Annotated in this window: 1 protein-coding gene; it reads right to left on the bottom strand. The window is 67.7% G+C overall.

What is annotated here, in order from left to right:
* Nucleotides 1–8: 8 nt before the first annotated feature.
* Nucleotides 9–223, bottom strand: a 215-nt coding sequence (locus E4K09_RS15215) for a LemA family protein (RefSeq protein WP_134498403.1), incomplete at its 5' end; no start/stop codon positions are given.

Below are 223 nucleotides of genomic sequence, written 5' to 3'. Positions count from 1 at the left end.
CCATCGGCTTAGAACTTGACCTCGGGCGGCCGCTCGGAGCCGGCGGTGGCCGTAAAGGTCTCCATGGGCTTGGCGTCCGGGTAGACGACCGACGCGATCCAGCGACCGGGAACGGTGCGCAGCTCCGTGTTGTAGGCCTGCACCGCCGTGATGTAGTCGCGGCGCGCCACCGCGATGCGATTCTCCGTGCCCTCCAGCTGCGATTGCAGGGCCAGGAAGTTGG

Source organism: Microvirga pakistanensis (assembly GCF_004458765.1).
Lineage (GTDB): Bacteria > Pseudomonadota > Alphaproteobacteria > Rhizobiales > Beijerinckiaceae > Microvirga > Microvirga pakistanensis.
Note: the sequence above shows the minus strand (reverse complement) of the source record. Positions and strands in the feature narration are given on the sequence as shown.